The sequence below is a fragment of the Kibdelosporangium banguiense genome (assembly GCF_017876405.1).
Taxonomy (GTDB): Bacteria; Actinomycetota; Actinomycetes; order Mycobacteriales; family Pseudonocardiaceae; genus Kibdelosporangium; species Kibdelosporangium banguiense.
This window is the reverse complement of record NZ_JAGINW010000001.1, coordinates 7,430,493-7,456,984: the sequence shown is the minus strand read 5'-3', so window position 1 is coordinate 7,456,984 and position 26,492 is coordinate 7,430,493. Positions and strand designations below refer to the sequence as shown.

At 66.9% G+C, this 26,492-nt stretch carries 26 protein-coding genes; 9 read left to right on the top strand and 17 right to left on the bottom strand.

Going from position 1 to position 26,492, the window contains the following annotated elements:
- Window positions 1-25: 25 nt before the first annotated feature.
- The 5 genes from JOF56_RS34485 to JOF56_RS34465 all read right to left on the bottom strand — a co-directional run bounded on the left by JOF56_RS34485 (window position 26) and on the right by JOF56_RS34465 (window position 5,078).
- Window positions 26-1,504: a serine/threonine-protein kinase gene (locus JOF56_RS34485; RefSeq protein ID WP_209643625.1), complete on the bottom strand. Its 1,479-nt coding sequence runs from the start codon at window positions 1,502-1,504 to the stop codon at window positions 26-28.
- A gap of 68 nt (window positions 1,505-1,572) precedes the next feature.
- Window positions 1,573-2,112: a hypothetical protein gene (locus JOF56_RS34480; protein WP_209643624.1), complete on the bottom strand. Its 540-nt coding sequence runs from the start codon at window positions 2,110-2,112 to the stop codon at window positions 1,573-1,575.
- A gap of 13 nt (window positions 2,113-2,125) precedes the next feature.
- The gene (locus JOF56_RS34475) at window positions 2,126-3,289 is read right to left on the bottom strand and encodes an ABC transporter permease (RefSeq protein ID WP_245380406.1); all 1,164 of its coding nucleotides are present in this window, start codon (window positions 3,287-3,289) and stop codon (window positions 2,126-2,128) included.
- A 38-nt stretch (window positions 3,290-3,327) separates the two neighbouring features.
- Window positions 3,328-4,011, bottom strand: a complete 684-nt coding sequence (locus JOF56_RS34470; protein WP_209643623.1) for an ABC transporter ATP-binding protein — start codon at window positions 4,009-4,011, stop codon at window positions 3,328-3,330.
- A complete protein-coding gene (locus tag JOF56_RS34465; RefSeq protein WP_209643622.1) occupies window positions 4,008-5,078 on the bottom strand; it encodes a peptidoglycan-binding protein in 1,071 nt (356 codons plus the stop codon). Before JOF56_RS34465 ends, JOF56_RS34470 begins: the two co-directional genes overlap by 4 nt.
- 90 nt (window positions 5,079-5,168) lie before the next feature.
- On the opposite strand from JOF56_RS34465, the gene JOF56_RS34460 reads away from it, so the two are divergent.
- A complete protein-coding gene (locus JOF56_RS34460; RefSeq protein ID WP_209643621.1) occupies window positions 5,169-5,870 on the top strand; it encodes a response regulator transcription factor in 702 nt (233 codons plus the stop codon).
- Complete coding sequence (locus tag JOF56_RS34455; protein ID WP_209643620.1) at window positions 5,860-7,572, top strand: sensor histidine kinase; 1,713 nt, start codon at window positions 5,860-5,862, stop codon at window positions 7,570-7,572. Before JOF56_RS34460 ends, JOF56_RS34455 begins: the two co-directional genes overlap by 11 nt.
- Before the next feature lie 7 nt (window positions 7,573-7,579).
- On the opposite strand, the gene JOF56_RS34450 is transcribed toward JOF56_RS34455, so the two are convergent.
- The 5 genes from JOF56_RS34450 to JOF56_RS34430 all read right to left on the bottom strand — a co-directional run bounded on the left by JOF56_RS34450 (window position 7,580) and on the right by JOF56_RS34430 (window position 14,584).
- The gene (locus JOF56_RS34450; protein WP_209643619.1) at window positions 7,580-8,797 is read right to left on the bottom strand and encodes an alpha/beta hydrolase; all 1,218 of its coding nucleotides are present in this window, start codon (window positions 8,795-8,797) and stop codon (window positions 7,580-7,582) included.
- Between the two features lie 13 nt (window positions 8,798-8,810).
- Window positions 8,811-10,118, bottom strand: coding sequence for a hypothetical protein (locus JOF56_RS34445; protein WP_209643618.1), 1,308 nt, complete (start codon window positions 10,116-10,118; stop codon window positions 8,811-8,813).
- 1 nt (window position 10,119) lies between these two features.
- Window positions 10,120-11,475, bottom strand: a complete 1,356-nt coding sequence (locus tag JOF56_RS34440; RefSeq protein ID WP_209643617.1) for an nSTAND1 domain-containing NTPase — start codon at window positions 11,473-11,475, stop codon at window positions 10,120-10,122.
- On the bottom strand, window positions 11,472-13,511 hold the full coding sequence (locus tag JOF56_RS34435; RefSeq protein ID WP_209643616.1) for a CHAT domain-containing protein: 2,040 nt from the start codon (window positions 13,509-13,511) through the stop codon (window positions 11,472-11,474). The genes JOF56_RS34440 and JOF56_RS34435 overlap by 4 nt, the downstream gene beginning before the upstream one ends.
- A 155-nt stretch (window positions 13,512-13,666) precedes the next feature.
- A complete protein-coding gene (locus tag JOF56_RS34430; protein ID WP_209643615.1) occupies window positions 13,667-14,584 on the bottom strand; it encodes an NAD-dependent epimerase/dehydratase family protein in 918 nt (305 codons plus the stop codon).
- Between the two features lie 74 nt (window positions 14,585-14,658).
- Here JOF56_RS34430 and JOF56_RS34425 point away from each other — a divergent pair, with 74 nt between their 5' ends.
- The gene (locus JOF56_RS34425) at window positions 14,659-15,564 is read left to right on the top strand and encodes an AraC family transcriptional regulator (protein ID WP_209643614.1); all 906 of its coding nucleotides are present in this window, start codon (window positions 14,659-14,661) and stop codon (window positions 15,562-15,564) included.
- Between the two features lie 49 nt (window positions 15,565-15,613).
- Here the strand turns inward: JOF56_RS34425 and JOF56_RS34420 are convergent, their stop codons facing one another.
- Window positions 15,614-16,735 (bottom strand): FAD-dependent oxidoreductase, encoded by a 1,122-nt coding sequence (locus tag JOF56_RS34420; protein ID WP_209643613.1) that lies wholly within the window; start codon window positions 16,733-16,735, stop codon window positions 15,614-15,616.
- Window positions 16,736-16,813: 78 nt separating this feature from the next.
- Between JOF56_RS34420 and JOF56_RS34415 the strand changes: the two genes are divergently transcribed.
- Complete coding sequence (locus tag JOF56_RS34415; RefSeq protein WP_209643612.1) at window positions 16,814-17,515, top strand: TetR/AcrR family transcriptional regulator; 702 nt, start codon at window positions 16,814-16,816, stop codon at window positions 17,513-17,515.
- A 7-nt stretch (window positions 17,516-17,522) separates the two neighbouring features.
- Here the strand turns inward: JOF56_RS34415 and JOF56_RS34410 are convergent, their stop codons facing one another.
- From JOF56_RS34410 to JOF56_RS34400, 3 genes are all read right to left on the bottom strand, one after another.
- Window positions 17,523-18,134, bottom strand: coding sequence for an FMN-binding negative transcriptional regulator (locus JOF56_RS34410; protein WP_209643611.1), 612 nt, complete (start codon window positions 18,132-18,134; stop codon window positions 17,523-17,525).
- 118 nt (window positions 18,135-18,252) lie between these two features.
- Window positions 18,253-19,110: an NAD-dependent epimerase/dehydratase family protein gene (locus JOF56_RS34405; RefSeq protein WP_209643610.1), complete on the bottom strand. Its 858-nt coding sequence runs from the start codon at window positions 19,108-19,110 to the stop codon at window positions 18,253-18,255.
- A gap of 10 nt (window positions 19,111-19,120) precedes the next feature.
- On the bottom strand, window positions 19,121-19,795 hold the full coding sequence (locus JOF56_RS34400) for a TetR/AcrR family transcriptional regulator (RefSeq protein ID WP_209643609.1): 675 nt from the start codon (window positions 19,793-19,795) through the stop codon (window positions 19,121-19,123).
- Window positions 19,796-19,879: 84 nt separating this feature from the next.
- On the opposite strand from JOF56_RS34400, the gene JOF56_RS34395 reads away from it, so the two are divergent.
- On the top strand, window positions 19,880-20,425 hold the full coding sequence (locus JOF56_RS34395; protein WP_209643608.1) for a DUF4386 family protein: 546 nt from the start codon (window positions 19,880-19,882) through the stop codon (window positions 20,423-20,425).
- Window positions 20,422-21,030, top strand: coding sequence for a DUF4386 domain-containing protein (locus JOF56_RS34390; RefSeq protein WP_209643607.1), 609 nt, complete (start codon window positions 20,422-20,424; stop codon window positions 21,028-21,030). Before JOF56_RS34395 ends, JOF56_RS34390 begins: the two co-directional genes overlap by 4 nt.
- A 65-nt stretch (window positions 21,031-21,095) precedes the next feature.
- Here JOF56_RS34390 and JOF56_RS34385 read toward each other — a convergent pair whose 3' ends face one another.
- Window positions 21,096-21,842 (bottom strand): DUF4241 domain-containing protein, encoded by a 747-nt coding sequence (locus JOF56_RS34385; RefSeq protein ID WP_209643606.1) that lies wholly within the window; start codon window positions 21,840-21,842, stop codon window positions 21,096-21,098.
- A 96-nt stretch (window positions 21,843-21,938) separates the two neighbouring features.
- Window positions 21,939-24,263, bottom strand: a complete 2,325-nt coding sequence (locus tag JOF56_RS34380; protein ID WP_307855383.1) for an SGNH/GDSL hydrolase family protein — start codon at window positions 24,261-24,263, stop codon at window positions 21,939-21,941.
- 183 nt (window positions 24,264-24,446) lie between these two features.
- Here JOF56_RS34380 and JOF56_RS34375 point away from each other — a divergent pair, with 183 nt between their 5' ends.
- Window positions 24,447-25,082: a TetR/AcrR family transcriptional regulator gene (locus JOF56_RS34375; protein ID WP_307855382.1), complete on the top strand. Its 636-nt coding sequence runs from the start codon at window positions 24,447-24,449 to the stop codon at window positions 25,080-25,082.
- Here JOF56_RS34375 and JOF56_RS34370 read toward each other — a convergent pair.
- Entirely contained in the window at window positions 25,071-25,703 is a 633-nt protein-coding gene (locus JOF56_RS34370; RefSeq protein ID WP_209643604.1) for a LuxR C-terminal-related transcriptional regulator, read from the bottom strand. The genes JOF56_RS34375 and JOF56_RS34370 overlap by 12 nt on opposite strands.
- A 165-nt stretch (window positions 25,704-25,868) precedes the next feature.
- Here JOF56_RS34370 and JOF56_RS34365 point away from each other — a divergent pair, with 165 nt between their 5' ends.
- Together JOF56_RS34365 and JOF56_RS34360 are read left to right on the top strand one after the other, a co-directional pair.
- On the top strand, window positions 25,869-26,210 hold the full coding sequence (locus tag JOF56_RS34365) for a helix-turn-helix domain-containing protein (RefSeq protein WP_209643603.1): 342 nt from the start codon (window positions 25,869-25,871) through the stop codon (window positions 26,208-26,210).
- Window positions 26,211-26,224: 14 nt separating this feature from the next.
- Entirely contained in the window at window positions 26,225-26,491 is a 267-nt protein-coding gene (locus JOF56_RS34360; RefSeq protein ID WP_209643602.1) for a hypothetical protein, read from the top strand.
- Window position 26,492 lies beyond the last annotated feature (1 nt).

Below are 26,492 nucleotides of genomic sequence, written 5' to 3'. Positions count from 1 at the left end.
CGCCTGGGTGGACCGGCCCGGAACGTCACTTGTCGGCGACGACCGGGTCGGTCAGCTTTCCGCCGTCGGCCTTGCCGACGAAGCAGTAGATGATGCGGTCCGAGGTGCGGTAACCACCGCTTGTCGTCTTCAGCTGCCATGCCGTGGCGGTGGGGACGATCACCCAGTAGCGCAGGGTGTCCTCTTTGTTCTGGCCGGTCACCTCGGCGGAGAGGAACTTCTGGGTGCATTCGCTGCCGCCCCGTCTGGCCAGCTCTTCGAGGGACGGATAAGGCACGTCCTTCTCCGGCTCGGCGTTGACCAGGATCGAATCCAGCCATTCCACGTCGTGTGGCCCGTAACAGCCGACTCTCGACTTGGGATCCGGCACGCCTTTCGCGGGTATCCAGTTGTTGATGCAGCTTTCGCGGTACGCCCCGAGCAGCTCGCTCTTGATGTCCCCGTCCGGTCCGACGGTCAGCACGGGCTGCATGGCCCGGGACGAGGCCGCCGGCACTGTGGTGGACGTGGTCGTATTGCCGGACCCGGCTCTGCCGCCGGTCAGGCCGAACAGGCTGCCCTGGTTGAGCACAAGGAAAACGACGGCCCCGACCAGCACCGGAAGCGAGAGCCCGACACCGATCGCCATCGCGCGGCCGCGTTTCACGGGCCGCGGGCTGGGGCTCACGCGTTGGGTCGGCAGGTCCACCGGCTGCGACTGGCCGGCGATCCGGTTGATCAACTGCTGCGCCTGGGGTGCGCGCAGCCGCAGTCCGGGGTCCGGCTCCAGCAGTCCCATGATCAGCTCGACGAGCGGTCCGCTGGTTAATCGCGGTTCCGGGCGTTCGGTCATCACCGCGAGAATGGTCGCCGAGGTGCTGTCGCGTTCGAACGCACCACGTCCCTCGGCAGCGAAGAACAACGTCGCGCCCAGCGCCCACATGTCCCACGCGGGCGAGGCCGCCCCGCCGGAAACCCGTTCCGGCGACATGTAGGCGGGCGAACCGATCAGCGAGCCGGTCGCAGTCAGTCGCGGATCGTCCAACGCCTGGGCGATGCCGAAGTCGGTGAGTTTCGCCGACCCCTTCACCGGCACCATCACGTTGCCCGGCTTGACATCCCGGTGCACCACGCCGGACTCGTGCGCGGCTTCCAGCGCCGACAGCAGTTGCCCCGCGAGGGCGGCCACGGCGGCAGTGCTCAGCGGACCGTCACGGTCGACGAGCTCGGTCAGGGTCGGGCCCTTGATCAGCTCCATCACGATGTACGTCTGGTCGTGCTCCTTGATCAGGTCGTAGACCGTGACCACGGCGGGATCGGCCAGCCTGCTGGCGATCCGCGCCTCCCGCAGCACCCGTTCCTGGTAGACGGCGCGCTCGTCATGCGGAACGCCACCGGGCACCATCAGCTCCTTGACGGCGACCTCACGTCCCAGCATCGTGTCGAGCCCGAGCCACACCGCCCCCATACCGCCGCGGCCGAGTTCGCGCACCAGCTGGTACCGGCCGTTGCCCACCTCTCGCATGGTCGGCAAGTTTTCCAGCCGGGCCGGGCAGGCTCACCATCGCCTGGCCCGCGGCCACCTGTGAATGCCTACTTGCGGGAGGCTGCGATCTCGCACTCCTTGGAGTACTGGAGCCCGAGTGTGATGGACTGGGAGTCGTTGTTCGGGCCGCCCAACGCGTAGCTGACCGCCTCCTCCCCCGGCTGGTTGTCCACCTCGACGTAGCGGACGCCCTTGCCGCGCAAGCACTGTACGACGCGCTGGGCGAAGTCCACCGCTTCGGGGTTGTTCGCGTCCTTCTCCCATGGCGGCAGCGGGTTCTTCGACAGACATGCCTTGTTCGCGGCATCCATCACCTCCTTGGACGGGACGCCGCTCTTCTCGAACTTGCTCTTGTCCACACCGTGTTCCGCCTGACAGCGGCTGTACACCTCGTACAGCGCGTCGATGTCCTCCGAGGTCATGTCCAGCCGTTCCCGGGGGCGTTGCTCGGTCGTCGTGGTGGTGGCGGGAGCAGAAGGGGCTGCGCCGCCCGTGTTCAGCGACGCGATTTCGGGTGCCTTCTGCTCGGGCGTCGAGCACGCGGCCAGCGCCGCGGCCAGCACCAGCATTCCAGCGAGTTGTCTCATTGTGGACTCCGTATTACTGGGCGGAAAGTGCCTGCGTCGGGGTAAGCCGGGCAGCGCGAATGGACGGGTAGAGACCGGCGACGATCCCGACGACAACAGCGGCGAGTACGCCGCCCGTCATCGCCGTCGCCGGTATGACAGTGGGCCAGGCCTGTGCGGTGGCGTAGCCGAACGTGGCAAGCACACCGAGCGCGGTGCCGACAAGTCCACCCAGGCCGGACAGCAGAACGGCTTCGGTGAGGAACTGTCCGCGAATCTGGCCGCGAGTCGCACCCAGGGCCCGGCGCAGGCCGATCTCCTTGCGCCGTTCCAGCACCGAGATGACCATCGTGTTCGCTACCCCGACGCCACCGACCAGCAACGCGACCCCGGCCAGACCGAGGAACAGCGCGGCGTACGAATTCTGGGTGGCGCGCTTGGCGGCGAGCGCGTCGGACGGACGACTCACCTGTACGAGGCCTGGAACCTCGGAGTACAAGGTGGCCGGTATCACCCGGCGGACGTCCTCAATGGACTCCTCGTGCGCCTTGACATAGACCACCGTGGGGTGGCCGTCGAATCGCAGTTCCTTGCGGGCCGCGTCCCAGCCGACGAGTACGGACCGTTCGATGTCGGGCGCCAGCGGCATCGGGCCGAGCACGCCGACCACCGTGAACCAGCGATCGCCGATGTAGACGGCCGGTTTGGCGTCGCCATCGGGGATCCGGTCTATCCCCAGCCTGCCCGCGGCCACGTATCCGAGCACCACCACGGGGAACCCCGCGTTCGCGTCGGTGAGGAACCGTCCGCTTTGGACTTGTCCGTTGACTGTTTCCAGCAGGCCGAGACTGCTGGCCAGCACGGTGAGGTCCGAGCTGTGGCTGGGATCCAGCCGATCGGAACGACGCACCCGCGTGTGTGTGTTGGCTACCGCCGCGGCCGCGGTGACCGGTCCGATCCGTTCGACCATCCCGACCGAGGCCTCGGGCAGCAGCACTGGTGTCTCCTGGCGCTGTGCCGGTTGGGCACGCAACATGTTGGTGCCCAAGGACGTCAGCTCGTCCATCAGTGCGCGCTGGCTGGACGCCGGGATGCCGGTCACGACGACCATGGTCGCAATGCCCAGCGAGATGCCCAGCGCAGACAGCGCCGCACGCATCTTGCGGGTACTCAATCCGAGCAGGCCGAGCCGGAACATGTCGCCGAACGACAACCGCGCCGGGTGAAGCTGGTCTGTCAACGCGGTCCCCTACGGGTGTCAGCGACGATCCGCCCGTCGCGTATCTCGATCTGGCGCGGCAGCATCGCGGCGACATCCCGGTCGTGGGTGATCACCGCGATCGTCGCGCCCTGCCGGTTGAGCTCGATCAGCAGGTCGAGCACGGCCCGGCCGTTCGCGCTGTCCAATGCGCCGGTCGGCTCGTCGGCCAGGACGAGCGCGGGCTGGTTGACCACAGCCCGGGCGATGGCGACACGCTGGCGTTCACCGCCGGACAGCTGCGGCGGAAGGTGGTCGGCACGGTGTGCCAGCCCGACGCGTTCGAGCGCGGCCACGGCGAGCGCCTTGCGCTTGCGGCGCCGTACCCCGGCGTAGAGCAGGCCAGTGGCCACGTTTTCGGTCGCGGTGAGCCCGTCGGACAGGTGAAACTGCTGGAAGACGAAGCCCAGACGGCTGGACCGCAACGCCGAGAGCCGGCGGTCCGACAGCCGCAGGACGTCGTGCCCGTCGATCTCGGCGACACCCTCGGTGGCCAGGTCGAGCGTGCCGATGATGTTGAGCAGGGTGGTCTTGCCCGAGCCCGACGGCCCCACGATGGCCAGCAGCTCACCTGCCATGACCTTCAATGACACGCTGTCCAGCGCGGTCACGCCGCCGGGATAGCGCTTGCTGACTCCGCGTAGTTCAAGCACGGTATTCATGAAGCGGTCACCACTTCGAGGCCCTCGGTGATGCCCGATCCACTGACCTCGACCTTGTCCTGCGAGTACAGGCCCGTCTTGACCGCCCGCAGTTCCCCGCCGCGCAGTTGCACGGCGTACCCGCCCTCACGCAGCGCGACCAGCGCTTCGACGGGCACGGTCAGCACGCCGGAGCGGCTCTCGGTGGTGATGTTCAGCTGGATCGGCGCCGGGGCGAGGTCGGCGACGTCGGCCGGGTCGTCCGCGACCATCACGACGTCGAGTTTCTGCTCGGCACCGGCACCACCCTGTGCCTCGGGATTCGGCACCGCGGGGGTAGCCGACTGGATCTTCGCCGGGACCTGCCTGGAGTCGGGCCGCACGAGCGACACCGAGGTGCCGGCTTTGAGCCCGCCCGCCTCCGTCATGGGCACCGACATCGTGACCACCCTGCTGTTCGGCGTCACCGTGAACAGCTGCTCGGTCGCCGCGGCGCCCGGCTGGGCCTGCACGGACGCGACCCGCACCTGGGTGTCCAGGACGAGGATCTGGCCGACGTCGACCGTGCCTGTGTCCTCGAGCCCGGCCTTGCGCTGCCACTTCTTGATGGCCTCGATGACGGTCGGCGTGAGCTCGGCCTTGGTGTCGTCCTTGGGCCTGCGACCCACCTGGTAGCCGAGCCGGGCGAGGTTGTCCATCATCATGGCCACGTCGGAGCCCTTGGCGCCGGGCGCCTCCAGCTTGCGGAACAGCGGAGTGGGGCCGAAGAACACCGGGACGGGCTGGTCATTCACCCAGTACAGCGGTTTGCCGGCCTGGGCGACGTCGCCGACGGCGGGCAGCCTGGTCACCACTCCCGTGCCGGTCCCCTTGATCTGCCGGGGCGTGCCGAATCCGATCATGGCCTGCATGGACTTCGTGTTGGCCAGATCCGCCTTGCGCACGGTAGCGACCTTGACCTGGGGCGCTCCGGCGGGCGTGGGCTCCGGTGGGCGGTTGTGGACGATCAGTGCCACGGCGGACGCGATGACGACCGCGATGAGTGCGGCCGTCACGACAACAGTCGCACGGCGGCGGGACTTCGGCATGCGGAGATGATCTACGAGACTTGTGAGGAACCTGTGATCCCGTGATGCGCTTCCGATGCGCCCGGCCGCGGCCTGCCTATCATCGCCAAGGTGTGCGCACTCATCCTGATCGCCGAGGACAACGCGGATCAGGCCGAACTGTTGCGGCGCTACCTCGAGTCCGACCACCACACGGTGGTGCTGGCGGCCGACGGCCGTCAAGCCATCGACTCGGCGCGCCGCCACCGGCCCGATCTTCTCGTCCTGGACCTGATGCTGCCTGAAGTGGACGGTCTGGACGTCTGCCGTGTGCTGCGGGCCGAGTCGAACACGCTGGTGCTCATGCTGACCGCGCGGTCCACAGAGGACGACATGCTGCTCGGGCTCGCCCTTGGCGCGGACGACTACATGACAAAACCGTTCAGCCCCAGGGAACTCGTTGCCCGCGTACGGACCCTGCTGCGGCGGGGACAGCAGGCACCGGCTCAGCCTGACCCGTTGCTGCGCGCGGGATCGCTCGTCATCGACCCGGTCCGGCACGAGGTCAGCGTCGCGGGCAGACAGATCGAATGCACGCCCGGCGAGTTCCGTCTGCTGCAGACGCTGGCGAGCGACCTGGACCGGGTGTTCACGAGGGAACAGCTGCTGGAGAGCATGCACGGCTTCGACCGTTACATCACCGGCCGGACGATCGACGCGCACGTCAAGAACCTGCGACGCAAGATCGAGGTGGATTCACGCCGGCCCAAGCGCCTGCTCACTGTCTACGGCTTCGGATACAAGCTGACGGCCGGCGGGTCTGATGCGCCGTAGCATCTTCGTCCGCATCCTCGCGGTGACCGTGCTCGTCGCCATGTGCTCGATCGCGGCGACGGCATGGATCGCGGCGCAGATCACCCGCACGACGCTGCAGCAGGAGCAGGGCCGGGAACTGGCCGCGGACAACAACATCTACACATCGCTGCTCACCTACGCGGTGACGCACAAGGACTGGTCCGAGGTGCGGTATGTCGTCAACGGGCTCATAGACCAGCACCCGAACCGACGGATCGCACTGCTCACAAAGGACCGCAAGCCGATTGTCGACTTCGGTGGCGATGGGGCGCCGTTGCCCGCGACAGCGTCGGCGGAGGTGGACGCGCTCGCCGTGAACCCGCTGCTCGTGCCGGACGCGCCCGCCGACCGGATCGACAAGCGTGTGCTGGGACCGTTCCGGACACCGATCAACGACCGCGTCCGCGAGGACAACACCGACACGCTCACCTGTCTGCGGTTCAACAAGACCCAGGCCAAGATCACGCCTGGGTTCGAGCCGAAGGACTGTTTCAGCGTCCGGCTGCCCACCGACACGGCCGCGGACTTCCAGGCCCTGATGGCGCTGGAGGACCTGGTCAACGTCTGCCTCGCCCGGCGCAACCTGCCGCCGGTCGAGCTGAACCTGCACTACACCCCGGCGAGATCGCAGAGCAGCGGGCGGCCGATCCCGGACGAGCCCACGGTGGCGGCCTGTGTGAAGTCGTCCCGGCAGGAACAGCTCGCGCCGTACGTGGCGCCCGCCGCGCTGTTGTTCGTCACCAGCCCGACCGGTACACCGACCACATCGTTCGATCTGTCGTCCGGCAACTGGGGGTGGATAGCGGGCGTGGCAGCGGCGATCCTCCTGGTCGTGGTGGCCGTCACGGCGACGGTGTGCATACGGCTGGTCCGCCCGCTGCAGGCCCTGACCAGCGCGGCTCACCGGATGGCGGCCGGCGACGCGACCCCGCACGTGCCAGTCCGCGGCCGAGATGAGATCTCGCAGCTGACCACGGCATTCAACACGATGACGGAGAACCGCGAGCGGCTGGAACAGAGCCGCAAGGTGATGGTCAGCGACATCGCCCACGAGCTGCGCACCCCCTTGAGCAACATCCGTGGCTGGCTGGAGGCCGCACAGGACGGAATCAGCGAACGCGACCCCGCATTGATCGCACTGCTGCTCAAGGAGTCGTTGATGCTCCAGCGCATCGTGGACGACCTGCAGGACCTGGCAGCGGCCGACGCCGGAAAACTGCATCTGCACCAGGAACAAATACTGGTCACGCCCGCACTGCAGCAGCTGCGTGCCACTTACCTCCCCCGAGCCGCACAGGGTGAGATCACACTGTCGGCGTCCGCACCGGAGAACCTGACCGTGAACGCGGACCCCGTACGCCTCCGGCAAATGCTGGGCAATCTCGTCACGAACGCCCTGCGCCACGTCCCGCCAGGCGGCTCGATCACGGTGACCGCCGAGCAGGACGGCCCGGACGTGGTCTTCAAGGTCGTGGACACCGGCACCGGCATCAGCCCGCAGGACCTGCCCCACGTGTTCGACCGCTTCTGGCGCGCGGAGAAATCCCGCAGCCGCCAAACCGGCGGAAGCGGCCTGGGCCTGGCCATTGTCCGCAAACTCGCCGAGACCCACGGCGGCACCGCCCAGGCAACTAGCGTGCTGGGTCAAGGGTCGACCTTCACCCTGCGGATTCCCGTCTGAGCCCCGCTCAGCGACTGGCAGCTACTGCCTGCCAGACCAGATGTCCCAGCTCAGGATGGCAGATGTCGTTGTGTGCGCCTGCGATACCGTCAGTCGTGGCTATCACCGTGCGAGCGTCCACATTGTGCACCTTGCCCGGCGTCAACTCCCCCAGTGCCCGTACGTCCTGGTGCTCCACCACATCGACATCCGGGCCATGCAGGCCGTGCACACCGATGCCGCCATATCGGGGCCACTCGTCTGCCTCGAACGCCAGCTGCTGACCCGACCACGCGCCCAGCGGATAGAATGTCCCGACTGCCCGATCGAACACCGACCTGGTCACCACGACCGGGCCACGTATCATCCGGTTGGCCACAAGCGGCCGGAAATGCCCGGCCATCGCCGGTCGCGCGGGCACGGCGGAACAGAACGACCACAGCGACATCGCGCCCTGGATCAACGAGAGCGAAGCGACCGGGCGGGCGGCGCCCATTGCCGCGGCCGACGTGACGATGCAGCCGAAGCTGTGTCCTACCAAGTGAATCCGCGCGTCCGAAGCCGCTTGCTGCAATTGGCCCACGAGCGCGGCCGCACCGGTCTCACCGAAGGTACGGGCTCGTTTCTTCATCTTCCAGAAGGACAGCACGCGCAGCGGCGCGAGTATCCCGCCGAAACCGAAGCTGCCGAACGACACCGGATCGTCCTCCAACCGGCATCCTTGGTAAAGCTGCTCGGCGTCGAACGGGACCCGATCGCCTTCCGTTGACTTGTCGTCGTCCAGGCCGTCCAGCTTCTCGTAGGCGCTGACCACCTCCGGTGGCAGGACCTCAGGCTCGATGTCGGTCATGGCATGGTCGACGATCGTCCCGATCGCCGCGCGTGCCTCGGGACTGCCACCGAACCGCTCCACCACCGGGTCGGTGCCGATTTCCTCATCGCCCCAGGCCTTGCTGGGCCAGTGCAGCCCGACCAGCAGCGATCGGAACCCGCCTGGCGAGTCGTGGGCGCGTTCGCGATCGGCTGCGCAGGCCGCCATGGTCGCGATCCATCGGCCGTACTGGGATCTGGCCGCCGGCACGTCGCCGTTCCAGCCATGGCTGAAAACGAACAGGTCAGTCGGCTGTTCGGCCTCGGCTCGGGCCAGGACCTCACGGCTGCCGGAACCGCGTTCGCGGCCTTGCTCGTCGAAATTCAGCAGGTTGTAGGTCAGATCGTCGTGACCGGGCACGGTTTCCTGCGACATCGGGCATCTCCGTTCAACCGGCGCGTACGGCGGGATCGCCGAGCAACACGTAGTTGCGGGCGTCGCTGCTCGCGGTCCACAGCCAGGCAAGCTCGCGCTCGTCGACGTTCTTGCGTTCCTTCAGTTCCTCCAGGCGCACAGTCAGTGTGGCCGCGATGGTCCCCCACCGGATGTTGAGGTCTTCCATCGCGTTGCCGATCCTGCGTCCTTTATGGATGGCCAGGACGCAGCTCATCATGGCAGTGATGTGCGCGCTCGAACCGCTCCACAGGAACGAGTAGCCCCACGCCCGATCGATATGACCGACGAACGCGAGAGCACCATGGGCGAGCAACCGCTGCGGCAGCCGCGCGACATACGGCTCAGTCGGAAATCCCGCGCTGTAACAGGCAAAGGAGAAGACCACGCGGGGCGCGACGGGGCCTGTGACGTCAGTGCCCGAGTAGTAGTGTCCGGGCAGTATCCCGTTCGCGGCCAGCGGTCCAGGCCAATCCTGGCACACCAAGGCACCCTGGATGTCCCGCGCTTCCCCGTTTGCCCTGCCAAGCCCGTGCGATGCGGTGAACAACACGGCAGGGCCGCCGGATATCAGCTCGGACAACCGATCCTTGGTCGCCTGCTCCCCGATGTCCTTGGTCACCTGGATTCCAGGCGCGAGTTCGATCAGTTCCCGTGCCAGCGGCTCAAGCAGCTGCGTCGAGCTCAGCTTCGTCGGCCGGTCCCCGGGATTGCAGGTGCCGAACAGGTGAACAGGCAGCTTCGCGCTGTCCCGCGCCTCCGCCTCGCACACCGCCAGGGCGTAGGCCTCGTACTCCGCCACCGAATCGAAGTCGATCCGGCCGACTGCGTACTGAACGTCCAAAAGGTACTGAAAAGTGAACGGCACCTCCGTGGGCGGGCCGACGATCAGCAGGTAGTACGGCACCTTGCGTGGATCAGCCGGATCCGGCCCCATCCCGTGGCGCCGCAGAAAAGTACTCGCGTCGTCACCCGGACTTACCACGAACTCCCGGTAGTAGCTGCCGGCCTGGCTCTTGCGCAGGTCCAGCAATGGCCGCAGCGCGTCCAGCACTCGCGGGTCGGCGTCCTGTGCCGACAGAACGCCCCAGCCAGTCTGCCCGAGGTCGTCTCTGTCGTCCGCAAAGGACGCCACACCATAGTTCGCTTCCGCGAGGTCGTGGCGGTAGCACATCGCCCGCAAGAATGGCGACGCGGTGTCCTGGCTCCGGACGGCCGCCACGAGCTCGTCGAGCGACCGCCCCGGGAACAGGTATCCACCGGTGTCCGCGTCGATTCCGTTGAACTCCACCAGGTCGCCCATGTCACAGCACCACCAGCAGGATGATCACGACGAGCTCGATCAGCACCAACGGAACCAGGACACGCGTCATCGTCGCCGCGAGCTTCGCCCGCCACTTCACTCCCTTGGAGGATTCATGGAGAAAGGCCTGCTCGTGCTCCAGCAGCCGGCTGACGCTCAGCGGAGCATAGTTGAGCTTTTTCTTGGGCAGCAGGAAGCTGGGGTCGCGACCGTGCCGGTCCCACTCGTACGCGGCCACCTGCCAGCTGTCGAGGTGATGCAGCTGCCAGCTCTGGTTGTTCTCCAGCACGACTCCCACGAGCCGGTCGTGCGCGAGCTCGTACCACCGAGTCTGGGCCCGCGTGTCACCGCGGATGAGATACATCTCCTCCAGGCGCGAGAGCACCTCCTGCTCGAGGTCCCCCACATCCGGTCCGCGCATTGTCTGGACCCGGAGACAATCCTTGATCAAGGCGTATTCGAACCAGTCGCGGATCACCCGTTCAGGCACATTCGCCTTGGCGACTATGTCGGCGACACACCGCGAGTAGTACTTGCCCAGAGCGCGGTCGATGTCCACCTCCTCGACCTCACTCACCTCGATCGTGGCCGCGGCCGGATTCCGGTCCCGCCAGAGCTGACGGCACACGACCTGCAGCTGGAACGGCTCGACAAAACCGCCGTTGCCGGCCAGCCGGTCGACCAGCTGTTCGGCCACGGCGTCCGGGAACTCCACGCCACGCTCCAGCGCCGGATTGCGCACAGCGGCCAGTGCGTCCTCACGCCCGAGAAAGTCCAGGCGGTAGGTCATCCGCATCTGACCGGGTATGAACTGCAGAAAGCGTTCCATGCCACCGAGATAGTCCTCGCGCACAGCCAGCAACGCCCACAGCGAGTGTTTCTCGATCGCCTCGCCGAGCTGGCAGAAGAACTCCTCCTTGGCCGGCAGGTCACTGGGATCCAGGGTGAGGATCTCCTCGAGCTGGTCGATGACGATCACCCGGTAGTCGCGCTTGCCGATCGCATGCCCCAGCACTTGCGACAGGCTCATCCCCGCCAGCCGCTCCAGGCCGACCTCGTCCGGCCCCAACAGGTTCAGCGCGAGCGAGAAGACATACCTGTTGCAGTTGCCCACGGACGGTCGCGGGCATTGCACCCGCAACGCCGCGGTGGGCGTGAACTTCAAGTCCTGCAACTGTTTCATCACCGATGTCTGGATCAGCGAGGTCTTTCCCGCGCCGGACGGGGCGTGCAGCAGCACCACACGCTCCGCCAGCACCAGGTTGACCAGCTCGCTGGCCTCACGATCGCGGTTGGGCAGTTTCTCGGTCGTCCGGAAGGCACGTGGCCCGATGTAGGGGTTGCTCGTCCTGCTCATCGCCGCGACTCCATCTGCTTGCGCAGCTCCGCCATGAACGTGGTGGTGTCGCTCCAGAAGATCTTGACGTCCGCGAGCGCACACTCCAGGTACCGCTGGGCCGCCTCCGGTTCGATCACGTCCACGTCCGGCATGAGCTGCACGCCGACGTTCTTGATCCTGCGGTCGCGGCCCTCGAAGGTCTGGATGCCCTGGAAGAGCACCTGGAAGTCCCATTCCCGCAACTGGTAGCCGACAAAAAGCAGCTTGCGCACGCTCAGGGCGGTCTTCAGATACGACAAAGACGGGGGCAACTGGCTGCGTTTGCCCACCCACGCGGTGAGCCATGCGAAGTAGTCGTCCTCGGTGAGCACGAGCGACCGTGGGTCGTCCAGGCGCCCGAACAGGTGGCACACCCAAGGTTCGCTGACAGTCGGCGCGGCCGTCTGCCGGGCCCCGGCGATGTCCTGCCACGTCTTCTCGCGATGCCAGGGATAACATATCGTCAGTGGTCGTTTTCCCTGTTCCTGCAACGCATCCTGCAGGAGGTTGGTCCAGCCGGTGGTGACGAAGATCGGCACCGGCAGCCCGGCGGCCACCCGGAACGGGTCGTCGGGGTCGTCCTGGCGCATCCGCCTGCCGACCTCCAGGATGACCTCCACCGGGTCGGCCTCCTCCAGCAGCCGCGCCGGCAGTCCGCGGAACGCCTGGTGCGGCGGGGTTTCCACACGCTCACGCAGATCCGACATCAGGAACTGCTTCAGATACAGCGGCACCATGTCGGGGTCCTTGGTCACCCGCAGGTACTGCGCGACCTGGGCCAGGTTGCTGCGCCCGTGCCAGACGATCGGCATCTGCCAGCGCAGGGCCCACCGCCGGGCGATCTCCGAGCGCGAGCCGACAATGCGCTCGGCCAGGCCAGGGCCGAGCACCGGGGTCACCATTTTGCCGGTCAACGCCAGCGACAGATTGTCCCAGAGGTCGCCGGCGTCCTCCGGGAACGTGGTGACGTGATAGGCACGACCGGACCGCAGCCGGGAGAAGAGCACAGGCGCCCACCAGTCCCGCCGGTCCCGCACGGCCAGCCGGGCCTTGGTCATCGCCCGGTCGACGAACGGGTCGTCGCGGAAGGCGTCGAAGAACTCGGTCACGAACGTCTGCGCGGTGGTCATCGTGATGTTGCCCTGCATCGCGACCACAGCAGGGATCCCCGCTCCCGAGAGCCTGGGCCCCAAGCCCGCCAAGGCGCCGGAGTCCGAGCTCTCACCGGCGTTGGCGGACTGGCATGAGACAAGCATGGCGAGCGTCGGTTTGTTGTCCAGGGCGTGAACGCGTTCGGCCAGCCTGCGGGCGTCGACCATGTCTCCCGTGCCGTCGGCCTTCTCCAGCAGCAGGCGCGGAACATCGTCGGTGAGCCAGCCGTGCGCGACGAGGTACAGCACCTCGAACCGCTCCTTGTCCAGCCGCGAGGCGATCTGCTGCAGGCTCGCCACCTGAAGCTCCTCCACGCGGTAGTTCGCCAGCGCGGCACGCGCACGCTCTATTTCGGCCTTGCGGTCCACTGGCGCTCGTTGCCACCCGTCCACCACGTCGCTGGGCGCTGCCACCGCGATCAGGGCGCGCCGATCCCGTTGCCGCCTGCTGGGGATCAGCGGCCAGTTCTCACCGCTGAGATACCGCGAGAACAGGAACTTGCCAGTCGTGGCGATCGGCGTGGCATTGTCGCCAGGCGCACGCAGCGATTCCCACCGCAACTGGTGAAACCGCGGCGGACCGCTGAGATGCAGGCGGAAATGCACGTTCTGGTCCTGCGCTGAGCGCACCGCGTTGTGGTAGTAATCCTTGATCTTCTGCCGGGCGAAGACCATATCGCTCAGCCGCGCGCCGTATTGGCGTTCGTCGTAGTGCAGCTCGCGCAGTTCGTCGGCGTCGATACTGATCGCGTGCGACAGGAAATCGACGTCATCAAGGCCGTTCGCCCCGCTCAGGCGCAGGTTGACCTCGAAGTCCGACTGGTCGGCGTCCCAGACCAACCCCAATTCCAGATCGACTGTCATGGCCCTCACCCAACCCTGCAGTCCGTGTATCGGACCTATCCGGCTCAGCGCGGGACGCGTGACAGCACCTAACAAGAATAACCCAAATGGAGTAGCGACGGCACCCGAACGTGGCATGCGGCGCCGTCGCACTTCCACACGGCCAGAATTCGTGGCTAACGCAGTACCGCCGCGGTCTCGCGCAATACGTCGTCCAATGGGGTGGGCTTCAAGTCGAATGCCGCCGCCGTTCGTGACCAGTCAATGACCGACGGCCGGAGGTACAGATACTGCATTTCCGCCGACTCGGCCATAATCGGGTCCGCCAGGACCGCGGTATGCAGTTCCAGCGGAGTCATCTCGCGAATCTCGGGCGCCGGTACCCCGGCCGCCTCGGCGAACCGGATCGCGATCTCCCGGACTGACATCTCGGACGTCTGCGGCGTGTGCCACGCCCGGCCCCACGACTGCTCGGACCTGGCCACAGCCACCAAGGTGCTGGCCACGTCGCCTATGTACGTCCAACTGCGTGTCGCGTCCAGGTCCGCGGGGAACACCACTTCCTTGCCCGCCAACGTCTGTGGGCCGATCAACAGGTTGAACATCGCGATCGCGTCGCCGCCCAGGAAGTCACCCGGCCGGACCTCCGCGAACCGCAACCGGCCCGCCTCATGCGCAGCGAGGCCGTCGAGGTACATCCGCGCCCGCACCCGGCCCTTGATCGTCGTCGGTCGCATCGGCAGGTCGTCGGACAGCGAGCCGTCGACCGAGCCGTAGCCATAGATGTTGCTGAGGTTGACGTATCCCGCGCCGGTCCGCTCGGCCGCACCCAGCAGCGCGGCGGACAGTGCGGGTGTTTCCTCCGGCCACCGGTTGTACGCCGGCGCGGCGCAGTTGATCAGTGTGGCCGCGCCCTCGGCCAGCGCGGTCAGCGTGTCGGCGTTCGAGGCATCAGCGGCGACGAGCTCGATCCGGGCATGGGACGGGCCGGTACCGCGCCGGGTGATCACCCGGACATCGTCACCGGATTCGGCCAGTCGCAGGGCGGTCGCAGTGCCGGTCGGACCGGCGCCGAGTACTACGTGGAATGTCATGTCCTTCACGTTATGGAGCTTTGACGAGCGTGTGGATGGTTCAGAAGCTCGAAAAGATGTCCTAGAGTCTTCGCATGGACGTACTCAGCGACGTGCTGGTTGCCATGCGCACCGGTCGGCCGTCCGCGGCTCGCACCACCAGCCACTCGCCATGGGGTGTGCGCTTCGATCGAGGCACGGCCGCCGGCTGCCATGTTGTCCTGTCCGGTTCGTGCTGGCTGTTGTCCCCGCAGCGCGAACCACTCACGCTCGGCGTCGGCGACGTGCTGTTCACTCCGCACGGCGACGGCTATGCCCTCGTCGATCAACCAGGCAGCCCAATCGTCGATTTCAAACCGGAAACCCACGACACCGCGCCGCTCGACGAGATGCACATCAGCGGCACCGGCCCGGCGACCGAGTTGTTGTGCGCCTACTACACGTTCGACCCCACCCGCCCGCACCCTTTGCTCGCCGACCTGCCGATGATCATCCACCTGCCGAACCGCGTCGGGCAGCACCCGTCGCTACGCAGTGCGGTCGAACTGCTCGGCAACGAACTGAGCGACCCACGCGCCGGCACCGAGGCCGCGCTGCCTCCACTCGTCGACATGCTGCTGCTCTACGTCCTGCGAGCATGGCTCGACGAGCAGCCCCGCGACACAATCGGCTGGGCAAGCGCCCTACGCGACCCGGCGATCACCACAGCACTCCACCAGATCCACCGCCATCCAGACAAGCCGTGGACAGTGACCGACCTCGCGGCCCAAGCCGGCCTGTCCCGAGCGGCGTTCGCCAAACGCTTCACCACAATCGTCGGCCAAACCCCGTTGGCGTACTTGACTTGGTGGCGTATGACGACCGCCGCACGCATGCTCCGCGAGTCGACCGCCCCGCTGCGCACCATCGCGACCCGCTGCGGCTACAGCTCGGAATACGCCTTCGCCAAGGCATTCAAACGTGCTTACGACGTGGCACCCGGCCAGTATCGCTCGCTCTAGGCCAACCCCCTCGGACGAAAAGGGGGCAAGGCACAGCCGGTCCAACTGTTCATGGGGTTTGCTCGTGTCCGGTGACCATGTCGATCATGCTCTGGGGTGTGTTGTCGCCGAACATGATGCCGTGGAGGTTGACGCCCTCGGCGGCGGCCACGGCGCTGCGGGGGAACAAGGCCTGCTCGTATTCGGTGAGTGCGGCCTCGATGTTGTCCGGGTGTGCGGCGAGGGCTTTGCCGAGTTCGGCGCCGTCGTACATGGCCAGGTTGGCGCCTTCGCCGTTTGGGGCTGCGAGGTGGGCGGCGTCGCCGAGCAGGGTCACTCCCGGCACGCGATCCCACCGGTGCTCGACAGGCAGGGCGTAGATGGTGCGCAGGACTGGCGCGGTGTCGCCGTCGGTGATCAGTGCCGTGAGTTCTGGTGCCCAGCCGTCGAACTCCTGCACTAACCGTGCGGTGGCCGCGACTGAATCGGTGAAATCGATACCGGCGAACCAGCCCTGCGACTGGGAGAGCGCTACGTACGTATGGAGCGTTCCGCCGCTTTCCCGGTGTGCCTGGATTCCCTTCCCCGGCTCAAGCGCGAACATCGACCCGCCACCGACTGCTTTCGCGGTGGCCGGGTGCCGGGTGTCACTGTCGAACAGGTAGGTCTCGATGTACGACCTGCCGACATACTCCGGTACCGCATCCGACAGCAGCTGCCGGACCCGCGACCACGCCCCATCTGCGCCGACCAGCAGGCTTGTGGTGACGCTACCGCCATCGGCAAAGGTGACCGAGTAACGGCCCTCACCGAGGGCACGGACGCCGCTGACTTTGTGTCCCCATCGGACAGTGCCGGCCGGGAGCGACTCGATCAGGATCCGTCGCAGCTCGCCGCGCAGCACCTCAGGCCGCCCTCGCGTGCTGTCGTCGTCGAACAGGACGGTCCCGTCCGAGGCGAGGACCCTGGTGGCCTCGCGGCCCTCCAGGATGAGGCTGCGGAACTCGTCGATCAGGCCTGCGGCTTGGAGAGCCGGTTGGCCTGTGTCGTCGTGGATGTCGAGCATGCCGCCCTGCGCCCGTGCCGCCGGTGACGGCTCCGCTTCGTAGACCGTGGCTGGGATTCCGTGGCCGTGCAGGACGCGGGCGAGCGTGAGGCCGCCGAGGCCGGCGCCGATGATCGTGACGTTCATGGTGACTCCTTCAGGTTATGGAATGCCGTTCCAGTCGACCATATTGGAACAACGTTCCAGACATGTCAAGATGGGGGCATGGCACAGCGCACACAGCGGACACGCAAGTCACGTACTGATGCGCTCTCCCGGGAGCGCATCGTCGAGGCCGCCGTCGAACTGCTCGACGCGGACGGCGAGGGCGGGCTGACGTTCCGGGCACTGACCGAACGCCTCGCCACCGGGCCCGGGGCGATCTACTGGCATGTGCGCAACAAGGACGAAATGCTCGGCGCGGCAACAGATGCCGTCGTGGCCGCCGCTCTGGACATCGAGCCCGCCGAGCCTCCGGCCTCGCCGCAGGACGAGATCCGTGCGGTCGCACTAGGTCTGTTCGACGCGATCGACTGGCACCCGTGGCTGGCCACACAGCTGGCCACGCAACTTTCCCGCAGCCCCTGGTCGTCGGTGACGCCGCGGATCATCGAAAGTATCGGCCAGCAGGTCCGCGCGCTGGGTGTGCCAAAAGGCAGCTGGTTCACAGCGTCTTCCGCGTTGATGCACTACATCCTCGGCGCCGCAGGGCAGAACTCCGCGAACGGCCGCGTTCTCGGCGCCGGAGTGGATCGCAGCGAGTTCCTCGACTCCGTATCCACCGCATGGGAGAAGCTCGATCCCGATGACTACCCGTTCACCCGGGCCGTCGCCGACCAGTTACGCGAGCACGACGACCGCGAGCAGTTCCTCGCAGGGATCGCGCTCATCCTCACCGGCATCACCACGGCCTACCCGCCCGCGTAGTCCGCCGTCACCGCCTGTGGTGTTCGACTGCGGCCGCGCTTACCTCGTCGCCGGACTGCCGGAGTCCGGCGATCACGCCGTCGATGTCGGCGGGCGGACGGTTCTGACTGAGCTTGAACTTGGCCTCGATCCGGGTGATGGCGACCTCGATGCCCACGATGGCCCGCAACTGCCCAGTGAAGAACTTCGCCGGCACGTCGTCGGCCGACCACGGATCCGGCCGGCCGCCTTCGTGGTGACTGGTGAGGCGGCGCACCACATCAGCCACCCAGTCCGGATCATCGTGCACTGTCAGCGTTCCGTACACATGCGCGGTCACGTAGTTCCATGTGGGCACGACCCGCCCATGCTCGGCTTTCGAGGCGTACCAGGAAGGCGTGATGTAGGAGTCGGGGCCACGCATGATGATCAACGCCTCGCCCTGTGCCGGTTGGCGCCAGTGCTCGTTGTTACGCGCCACGTGCCCGAGCAGGCGGTTGCGCTCCTGATCGTAGACAAAGGGCAGCAGGGTCGCGACCAGACCTTGGGGCGTGGAGGTGACCAGATCGGCAGCGCCGTGATGGGTCAGCAACTCCTGCACCGCGTCGTCGTCGGGGGCGAAGTGGGCGGGAACGTACATCGGGATGGGTCCTCGTCAGCAGTGGCCGGCTTCTCCCTGAAGCCTGCGCGTCAAAGCGGCATCCCCAAAGGGCCATATTTCACCGATTCCGAGATGCCACTTTGTCAAGCTGTCCGGATCAGCCCTGGTGGTCGCGCCAGGAGTGCCGCGGGTTGAAGCCGAGTACAGCGCGGGCGCGGTCGATGGACAGCAGCGTCTCGAACTCACCGATCTCCTTGGTCAACGGCGTGTCCGGGAACACCTCCCGCAGCAGCTCCGCCGACGCCCGGTTCATCACCGTGTCCGCGGCGGCGATGATGTAACTGCTGGCGCCCGTGACATCGGCTTCCAGCGCCACCCTGGACGCGGCCGCCGCGTCCCGCTCGTCGATGTAGCCCCAGAGATTCCACTTCCGAGCCGTCGCGTCCTCCCAGTACGACGGGAACCGCTCGTACTCCGCCGGCCCAAGGATGTTGGAGAAACGCAGCGCCACAAACGGAATCCCGGACCACGCAGCGAAGTGCTCAGCCAGCGTCTCCGCAGTGACCTTGGACAAAGCGTAGGACGAAGTCGGATGCGGGTAGTGCGCCTCGTCAATCGGGGCGTAGCGCGGCGGCACATCGAAGGGCAACCCGATCGTGGTCTCACTCGACGCCCACACCACCCGCTGCAGGCCAAGCGTGGTCGCCGCGGTGAACACATTGTAATTCATGCTGGTATTGGCCGTGAACGTGCTGACCGGTGTGTGGATCCCCGGCGCCGGGATGTTCGCGAGGTGAACCACCGCGTCCACGCCCTGAAGGACCTCGATCGCCTGCCCGTAGTCGGTCAGATCGGCGCGCAGCACCTGAACACCAAGGTCCTCTTTGGGCGCCACCACATCCGTTGCGACCACCTCGTACCCATGCTCAAGCAGGTCGCGGACAGTGACACGGCCGGCTCGCCCGCTGGCGCCGGTGACACAGATCGTGGCCATGGCCCGGATCTTCGCAGCCACGCGGCCGGCCTCACAATTCGGCCGCCGGGCCGATCGCCCGCGCCAGGCCGTCGAGGATCAGCTCTAGGCCGTACTCGAACTCCTTGCCGTAGTCGTAGCCGGGTTTGAGGACGTGTTCGACTGCCAGTTCGGTGAGGTGGGGGTACTCGCCTGCGGCGAACCGCGCCATGATCGCCTGGGCGGTCCTGGTGGTGGTCTCGGCCGAGCTCAGCGGCAGGTTCGTTTCCTGGAGCGCGAATCCGTAGATGTAGCTGTCGATCACCGAGTAGGCGTGCGCGGCCATCTCGATCGAGAAACCCGCGCCGCGCAGGAGTCCGATCACGGCGTCGTGGTGCCGCAGCGTCGCCGGGCCGGGTGAGGTCCGCGACTCCATGAGCGCGGTCGCCCACCGATGACGGGAAAGGACCTCGCGGGCCGAAAGCGCCCGCCGCCGCAAGGCCGCCCGCCAGCCGTCCTGCGCCACTGGCAGTTCGATCTCGGCGAAGACGCAGTCGATCATCCCGTCGAGCAGGTCGACCTTGTTGGCGACGTGGTTGTACACCGACATCGCCTCGATCCCGAGCTCGACGCCGAGTTTGCGCATGGTGAGCGACTCGATGCCGTTCGCGTCGGCGAGCGCGACGGCGGCCCGTAGCACCTGGTCCCGGTTCAGCCGGCCACGCGAGCGGCCGTCCGAGTCGATCATCCGCCGTCCTCTGCGCCTTGACGTTGCTTACGGTGTAAGTGTACTACTTACTAAGTAAGCTTATGTTGTAAGTGAGGTGGATCGATGTCCATGAGAACGACCGCCGTTCTGGTGGCACTGCTGTTTCTCACGTCGACAGCGTCCTTCGCCGCAGGCAGCTCGTTGATCGACACGCATTTCGCCGGTGCACTGCTGGTGGGCTACACGGGACTCGCGGTCGTGGGGATCGGGGCCGCGTTGTTCCCCGTCCTCAAGCCGTACGGGCAGGGCCTCGCGACGGGATATCTCGTCTTACGCACCGGCGAATGCCTTGTGCTGCTTGTAGCCGCAGCCGATGTTGCCGCGAGCGGGACCTATGAACTGCTCGTCTACGCGTTCTCCGGCGTCGGCGGGCTCGCCTTGTCCGGTCTCCTGCTGCGCTCAGGGCTTGTCCCGCGATGGCTGGCAACGCTGGGCATCGTGGGCTACGCGGCGCTGCTGGCCGGGGTGGTGAGTGACCTGCTCGGTCTGTCCAGACTGGACTCCGGGATCGGCGTCGCGTTCTACGTGCCCGGCGGCCTTTTCGAACTGGCGCTGCCGCTTCTGTTGCTTGTCAAGGGATTCACCCGAGCGGAAAGCGTTCGCCGATGACGACTCTCGCCCTGCCCGTGCGCAACGCCGGACTGGTCGCCGGCATCGGGCTGCTGTCGATGTCCGTGCTCGCCGGATTCGCCAACTTCGGTGTCATCGACGCTGTGACCACACCGCAGGACGCGGCAACGACGTCGTTCCGTGCCGGTGTGTTCGCCCTGGTCCTGGTGGTCGTGCTCGACGTGCTGGTCGCATGGGCGCTGCTGGAGTTCTTCACGCCGGTGCACCGCGCCCTGGCCATGCTCGCGGCGTGGTTCCGGCTCGCGTACTCGGCGGTGTTCCTCGTCGCGATCGCGCACCTCTTCGACGCCATCGACGATCCGCAGGCCCTGGCCCGGATCGAGGCGTTCCGCGGCGTCTGGGACGCCGGCCTGATCCTGTTCGGCGTCCACCTGCTGCTGATCGGCTGCCTGGCCCACAAGTCAGGAAACGTGCCCACCGTGCTGGGCGTGCTGCTCGCCATCGCCGGGCTCGGCTACGTGGTGGACGGGGCCGGGACCGTGCTCGTCGCGGACTATTCAGCCGACATCGCCACATTCACCTTTGTTGGTGAGGTGTTGTTCATGCTTTGGTTACTTGCTAAGGCAAGGAACACCGCCACGTGACCAAGCCGCGTGTTCGACTGGAAAAAGCCGAGGCGGACGCGGCCCGGCTACGCGATGACAGGGCGCTACCAGTCGGCGAACTGGAAGTCGATGACGAACATTGCGGGCCGGTTGTCGGCGGTCCGGCCGATCCAGGTCGGGTAGCTGCCGTCGCCCAGACCGGCGTGGAACGCCATCACGTTCCGGCCGGTGACCGGGTCACGGACCTCGGCGGCACGGGCTTCGTTGGGGTCGTCGCCCAACAGTGTCTTCTCGATCGGACCGTTTTCCGCGCCAAGGCGGCTCAGCGCTTGCTTCATGTCCGCGTCGAGAAAGGCGGCCAGTCCGGTGTCCACGCCGAAGCCGTAGTACTTCTCGCCGGTCAGCAGGCTGGTGTCGTCTGTCGGCTGCAGTGCCATTTCCCAACGCACAACAGGATCAGGCCGCACGGTCATGCGGGCGGCCGCCACCCGTTCAACGGTTTGCCCGTCGACGTCGCGCTGGACGACCGAGACGGACACCGGATAGCGCCCCGGCGGAACTGTCACAGTGAACGGCTGCTCTATTTCCGGATTGTCGGCTTGGAGCACCGGGTCGCAAGCCATCAGCCGTCCGCTCGGCATGTCCAGGTCTCCCAGGTCACGGATCTGGACCGGGGAGTCGGTGATGCCGAACCGGACCGTTGCCCCGGGCTGGAACAGCCGCTCGAACCCGTCCCGGCGCAACTTCCGCGACTTGTCCTGCTGTGCCTGTTGTCCAGGCGTGGCAGGCGTTTCCTGGGAGCGGATCCATCGCCACATACCCAGGCCGAACGCGACCACCAACACAACCACCAGGACCCTCACCTCGGTCCGGCGCCACATCCCGCTGATCGGATCCCCCTCAGTCCCAGTTGCGCCCAATCATGCACCAGGCAGGTCGACCGGAAGTCAGCGGACGGCGAGCAGTCGCAGGTCCACCGATGTGCCCATCGCGTGGTAGCCGGCCTCCGACGGGTGCAGGTGGTCGCCGGAGTCGTAGTCGGACCGCAGCATGTGCGGGTTGACCGGATCGCGGACCACCTGGTCGAAGTCGATGACTCCGTCGAAGGCGCCGCCGTTGCGGATGAAGTCGTTGGCTGCCAGCCGGACCGATTCCCGGCGCTCTGTGTAGGAGCGCCAGCCTTGGAACGGCGTGATGGTTCCGGCGATGACTCGCAGGCCTTGGGCACGTATCTGTGCGGCGGCTTGTCGTAGTGCGGCTGTCAGCTGGGATGCGTCCGGCATGTCGAGGTTGCCGATGTCGTTGATGCCCACGAACAGGACCACCGTGCGTACGCCTGGCGCGGTCAGTACGTCCCGGTCAAGCCTGGCAAGCGCACCGGGGCCGCCGATGCCGCTGCTGTCGTGCATCAGGCGGTTGCCGCTGATGCCTGCGTTGAGCACGCCGAGCCGGGTGGGTCCGGGTTCGGCCGCCAGCCTGTCTGCCAACACGTCCGGCCAGCGCCGGTTGGTGCTCGGCGTGGACTTGTCGCCGTCGGTGATCGAATCGCCGAACGTCACCACAGTTCCTTGCGCGGTACCGGAACGGACGTCCACTCCGGCGACGTAATGCCAGGCTGGCGTGGGCGTCGTGAACGGCGTACCAGATTCGGACCCGGCATGATCGCCACCCGCGGCGAGAAACGACGTCTGGTACGCACGCGGATGCATGGTCACCGGGCCTGTCGCCCCTGGCGTGAACACCGTGACGAGCAGGTCACCGTCTTCCGGCACGGCCAGCGGCACCATATCGCTGACCACCTCTGCGCCCGGTGGGATCGTGACCGACGCCGAGCCACCGAAGGACAGCTCACGCATCGTGCCCGGGACGGCATCCGGCGCGTCGGGGCGGGCAGCGACCGCCACGGTGACGTGTCCCATCAGGACAGGCACTTTACTGAGCACATTGGACAGACGGACCCGCACTTCCCGGCCGCCGATGCTGGTGTGCACGAGGTTTCGAATCGAGTAGTCCGGCATCGCGGCGCCGGTGTTGGCCATGCTGGTCTGCCACGTTCCCACCCACCAGTCCCTCGGCCGGGCGGGCAGGGACAGTTGCGCGATGGGCACGGCGTTGCCCATCGCCTGGTAACCGGCGTCAGACGGGTGCAGGTGATCGCCCGAGTCGTACTCGGGCCGCAGCCGGTGTGGATCAGCGGAATCCCGCAGCACGGCGTCGAAATCGACCACGGCGTCGAACACACCACCGGTACGGACGAACTCGTTCACAGCGAGCCGTACGTTCTCCAGTTCCGCGGTGTAGTTGCTGGACCCACCGAACGGAGTCAGTGTCCCGCCCAGGACACGAAGTCCCCGGCTTCGTGCCTGCTCGGCGATCTGGCGTAGCGCGGCGATGATCGGCGCGGGCTCGCGGTGCTGCGGCTGGCCGCCGATGTCGTTGATGCCCAGAAGTACGACCACCGACCGTGCTCCGGTCGCAGTCAGCACGTCCCGGTCGAGCCTGGCCAGCGCGTTGGGGTTCCACGTGTCGCTCAGCAGCCGGTTGGAACTGATCCCCGCGTTCAGCACGCCGAGCGAGGAGCCCAGGCGCCGGGACAGGACATCCGGCCAGCGGCGGTTTGTGTTCACAGTGGACGCGTTGCCGTCGGTGATCGAATCACCGAGCGCGACCACCGAGCCGAACGCCGGACCGCCACGGACATCCACCGCGCTCACATAGTGCCAGGACGTTGTCCGCGTGGTGAAAGCGGCACCGGACTCGTCCGCCGCGTGGTCGCCGTCCGGGCTCATGAACGACGTCTGGTTGGCGACCTGGTGGTAGGTGACCGGACCGGACAGCTCCGGGGTGTATGTCGTGATCAGCAGGTTTGTCTGCGCCGGTAAGGCGATCGGTACCGCGTCGCCGAGTACCTCGGCGCCTGCCGGGATCGTGATCGACGCCGAGCCACCGAAGGTCAGCTCACGCATCGTGCCCGCCACCGCGTCGGCAGCGTCCGGCCTGGCGGCGATCGCCACCGTGACGCGCCCCATCAGGAGCGGCACTTTCCCGTACACATTGGACAGCTTGACCCGGGCCTCGGTCCCGCCGGTGCTGATGTGCACGACGTTACGGATCGAATGCTTCGGCAATCCCTGGTCAGTCTTCGGTGCGGTGCCCGACATGGCCGTCTGCCACGTCCCGGTCCACTCCTGGCCAAGGGCCGCCTGCACCCTCTCCGGTGCGACGACAGGGGCGACGAGCAGGAGAGCCGCCAGTGCGTACGTGCGTAACACATCTCCCCCATTGGAGCCGGCCGACGGTTTGCCACCAGACATCCCACATCCGATGTCCTACCGATCCCAGCACCCCGATCCACCGAAGGTCAAGAGAGCACCGGCCCGACTCCTTTCCCGTCGAGACCTAACATGCCTACACGCAAGTTTGCGCGTACGCATGTACGTTGGAATACTCACCAGGTGACCACACGACGAACAGGCCTACGGGAACAGAAGAAGCAGGCCACCAAGGAGGCGTTGCGCGAAGCGGCCTTGCGGCTGGCCCTGGAACACGGCGCCGAGAACGTGCGGGTCGACGACATCGCCGAGGCGGCCGGAGTCTCCCCCAGGACCTACAACAACTACTTCTCCAGCCGGGAACAGGCGATCGTCGCCGCGGTCACCGCCGAACGGGAAGCACGAGTCGCGGCGGCGGTTGCCGCCCGGCCTGCCGGCGTCGGCCTCGCCGACGCCGTGGTCGAAGCGATGGTGGAGCAATACACCGATCCAGGAGAACAACACCGCGACGCGCTGCTGTTGATCAGCACCCGTCCCGCACTGCGCGACGCACTCGTCGAGACAGCAGGCGCGATCGAACACGCCCTCGCCGACGCGATCGCCCAACGCCTTGGTGACAGTGAGCCGTACACCGCCCGCGTACTCGCGGCGAGCGTCGCTGCCGCGGCTCGAATCGCGCTACGCCAATGGATAGCGCCTCCCACAGCCAGTGGGCTCGTCGTGCCGTCCGGCTCGCTGCCCGACCTGCTCCGCGCCACACTCGCACCACTCGTGCCCGCACTCGACGCGGCCGAAAACCGGGCACAACTACCGCTGTAGCAAGGCGTATTGCGCGGCCGCGTCGGCGCGGGTGCGGACAGCCAGTTTGCCGAGAAGGTTGTGGACGTGGTTCTTCACGGTGGCCAGTGAGAGATACAACCGGGTCGCGATCTCCCTGTTGGACAGGCCCAACGAGACCAGCCGGAGGACCTCCAGTTCACGTTCGGTGAGGCCGGGCGACTCGGTGCGTGGCGGTCGTTCGGCAGCCAGCGACCCGACCCGGCGGATCAACGCCGCCGCGACCCGGGGCGTGCAGGACAGCTCGCCCCTCGCCACTTCTTCGATCATCTGGACCAGATCGTCGACGGAGCCGTCGCGGGGCAGGTACCCGGCCGCGCCCGCTTCCGCGTAGGTGACGATCTCCGCTTCGGTTTCCTCGACACCGAGCACAACGGCTCGCAGTTCAGGCACCGCGGCCACCAACGACCGCAGCCCGCTGTCACAAATCCTGCGCGCCACATCCAGCAGCAGTACCGGCAACGTGCCGTCGTCCGGTTCTAGATCCAGTTCCTCACAACGCGCGACAGAGGCGACGACGCGCAGGTTCGGCGACTCCCCAAGAGTCTTCGCCAGGCCGTCCCGCAGCAGCCTCACCTCGGCCACGATGTACACGTCGATCATCGCGCCCGCCCTAAGCTTCCCTCTCGCGCGGCCGAACACACCGCTCACTGGAGAAGGTGCGGCAACCGGCCCGTCAGATACGTCGGATCCGGACCGGGATATGAACCCGGCCCGGATCCGGCGGTCTATTTCTCCCGCCCGGCGCGCGGCAAATACTCGGAAACCATGCGGAAGACACGGATCCTGCTGGTGGACATGTCTCCGCTGCTGCGCGACATCATGGCCAGGCTGATCGCCGCGCACGCCGACCTGGAGGTGACCGGATCGATCCGCGGCGGTGGCGGGCACCTGGCCGACACCGTGCGCGAATCCGCCCCCGACGTGATCGTGGTCGGCACCGACCCCTCCGATTTCGCCGACGTCATCGCGTATCTCGTCGACATCAGGTCGGCCATCCGGGTGGTGGCCGTCGGCGGCGACGGCCACCACGCCGTGCTCTGCAGCCCGCTCGGCGAGGTGTCCGCCGACGGGCTGCTCGCCGCCCTGCGCACCCCCGCCCAGCAATGAATTTTGGAGGCTCGATGACGGTCCGAATGGAGAACCTGACGATCCGGCTCGTCACGGTCGTACTCAACAGTGGCGAGGTACTGCACCTCCCGCCACGGCAGGCCGTCGAGCGTGAGCCGGTCGAGGTGGCGGACAACGCGAAGGTCCAGAAGCTGCAAGACGCCCTCGTCATCTCGGTGACCGAGTCCGATAAGGACACTGCGGACACCGGGGATGACACCGACCAGGAGGCCACCCGCAAGCCGACCAAGGCGCGGGCGCGCCGTCAGCCGAACACCTGAG

Coding starts and splice junctions, on each gene's coding strand:
- JOF56_RS34485 (WP_209643625.1), bottom strand. CDS start 1,504: ATGCGAGAGGTGGGCAACGGCCGGTACCAGCTGGTGCGCGAACTCGGC.
- JOF56_RS34480 (WP_209643624.1), bottom strand. CDS start 2,112: ATGAGACAACTCGCTGGAATGCTGGTGCTGGCCGCGGCGCTGGCCGCG.
- JOF56_RS34475 (WP_245380406.1), bottom strand. CDS start 3,289: ATGTTCCGGCTCGGCCTGCTCGGATTGAGTACCCGCAAGATGCGTGCG.
- JOF56_RS34470 (WP_209643623.1), bottom strand. CDS start 4,011: ATGAATACCGTGCTTGAACTACGCGGAGTCAGCAAGCGCTATCCCGGC.
- JOF56_RS34465 (WP_209643622.1), bottom strand. CDS start 5,078: ATGCCGAAGTCCCGCCGCCGTGCGACTGTTGTCGTGACGGCCGCACTC.
- JOF56_RS34455 (WP_209643620.1), top strand. CDS start 5,860: ATGCGCCGTAGCATCTTCGTCCGCATCCTCGCGGTGACCGTGCTCGTC.
- JOF56_RS34450 (WP_209643619.1), bottom strand. CDS start 8,797: ATGTCGCAGGAAACCGTGCCCGGTCACGACGATCTGACCTACAACCTG.
- JOF56_RS34445 (WP_209643618.1), bottom strand. CDS start 10,118: ATGGGCGACCTGGTGGAGTTCAACGGAATCGACGCGGACACCGGTGGA.
- JOF56_RS34440 (WP_209643617.1), bottom strand. CDS start 11,475: ATGAGCAGGACGAGCAACCCCTACATCGGGCCACGTGCCTTCCGGACG.
- JOF56_RS34435 (WP_209643616.1), bottom strand. CDS start 13,511: ATGACAGTCGATCTGGAATTGGGGTTGGTCTGGGACGCCGACCAGTCG.
- JOF56_RS34430 (WP_209643615.1), bottom strand. CDS start 14,584: ATGACATTCCACGTAGTACTCGGCGCCGGTCCGACCGGCACTGCGACC.
- JOF56_RS34425 (WP_209643614.1), top strand. CDS start 14,659: ATGGACGTACTCAGCGACGTGCTGGTTGCCATGCGCACCGGTCGGCCG.
- JOF56_RS34420 (WP_209643613.1), bottom strand. CDS start 16,735: ATGAACGTCACGATCATCGGCGCCGGCCTCGGCGGCCTCACGCTCGCC.
- JOF56_RS34415 (WP_209643612.1), top strand. CDS start 16,814: ATGGCACAGCGCACACAGCGGACACGCAAGTCACGTACTGATGCGCTC.
- JOF56_RS34410 (WP_209643611.1), bottom strand. CDS start 18,134: ATGTACGTTCCCGCCCACTTCGCCCCCGACGACGACGCGGTGCAGGAG.
- JOF56_RS34400 (WP_209643609.1), bottom strand. CDS start 19,795: ATGATCGACTCGGACGGCCGCTCGCGTGGCCGGCTGAACCGGGACCAG.
- JOF56_RS34395 (WP_209643608.1), top strand. CDS start 19,880: ATGTCCATGAGAACGACCGCCGTTCTGGTGGCACTGCTGTTTCTCACG.
- JOF56_RS34390 (WP_209643607.1), top strand. CDS start 20,422: ATGACGACTCTCGCCCTGCCCGTGCGCAACGCCGGACTGGTCGCCGGC.
- JOF56_RS34370 (WP_209643604.1), bottom strand. CDS start 25,703: ATGATCGACGTGTACATCGTGGCCGAGGTGAGGCTGCTGCGGGACGGC.
- JOF56_RS34365 (WP_209643603.1), top strand. CDS start 25,869: ATGCGGAAGACACGGATCCTGCTGGTGGACATGTCTCCGCTGCTGCGC.
- JOF56_RS34360 (WP_209643602.1), top strand. CDS start 26,225: ATGACGGTCCGAATGGAGAACCTGACGATCCGGCTCGTCACGGTCGTA.